Source organism: Brevundimonas sp. (assembly GCF_032107865.1).
Lineage (GTDB): Bacteria > Pseudomonadota > Alphaproteobacteria > Caulobacterales > Caulobacteraceae > Brevundimonas.
Genome location: NZ_DAMCNG010000410.1, coordinates 1 through 1,011, shown reverse-complemented (window position 1 = coordinate 1,011; position 1,011 = coordinate 1). Strand labels below are relative to the sequence as shown.

At 71.0% G+C, this 1,011-nt stretch carries 1 protein-coding gene; it reads right to left on the bottom strand.

Going from position 1 to position 1,011, the window contains the following annotated elements; all coding sequences use genetic code 11:
- Positions 1–1,003, bottom strand: a 1,003-nt coding sequence (locus tag RT567_RS17210) for a 3-deoxy-D-manno-octulosonic acid transferase (protein WP_313577384.1), incomplete at its 3' end; no start/stop codon positions are given.
- Positions 1,004–1,011 lie beyond the last annotated feature (8 nt).

Below are 1,011 nucleotides of genomic sequence, written 5' to 3'. Positions count from 1 at the left end.
CGCCGCCCAGCGCTGGGGCAAAGGAGCCGCCCATGACCACCACGTCCGCCAGCCGCAGGAACAGGCCCAGCTCGCCCAGCGTATCGGCCAGATAGATGTCGGTCTGGTCGCAGATCGGCTGGCCCTGACTGCGGCGCGCAAAGCCGTAGCCGTCGCGGCTCAGGGCCTCGGCGATGGCGTCGCCGCGTTCCGGGTGGCGCGGCACGACGATCAGGAACAGGCGGTCGGCCAGATGGTCCAGCGCGCCGACGACGGCCATTTCCTCATGCTCATGGGTGCTGGCGGCGACGACGACGGGGCGGTCGTCGATCAGGGCCGACAGGCGGGCGAACTCGCCCTTGTCATAGGGCAGGGGCTCGCCGGACAGCTTCAGGTTCACCTGACCGTCGACGCGGGCGCCCAGCGCGGTGAGGCGATTTGCGCTGTCCTGATCCTGCGGCCAGACGTGCGAAAAACCGTTCATCAGGGCGCGGGCCATGCCGGGGGCCTTCTTCCAGCCCTGCGCCGTCTTGTCGGTGATGCGGGCGCTGACCAGAGCCAGCGGCACGCCGCGTTTTTGCGCCGTGGTCAGCAGGTTGGGCCACAGCTCGCTCTCGACGAAGACGCCGACATTGGGCCGCCAGTGGTCGAGGAAGGCGGCGACCGCCGAGGGGGCGTCCACCGGGGCGAACTGGTGGATGACGCCGCGCGGCAGCCGCGTCGCCAGCACCTGCGCCGACGTAAGCGTGCCGGTGGTGACCAGAACCGTCACGTCGGGCCGATCCTTGCGGATGCGCTCGGCCAGCGGAAGGATGGACAGGGCCTCGCCGACGCTGACGCCGTGGATCCACACCAGAGGCCCGTCGGGGCGCGCCAGACCGGGCAGGCCCAGACGTTCGTCGACGCGGGCGGGGTCTTCCTTGCCCTTCCTGACGCGGGCGTCCAGCAGGCGCGGGGCCAGCGGCTCCAGCAGGCGGGTCAGCAGCTGATAGGCGATCAGGGCGGGGCTGAAGGGCACGTTCAGACGCGCTC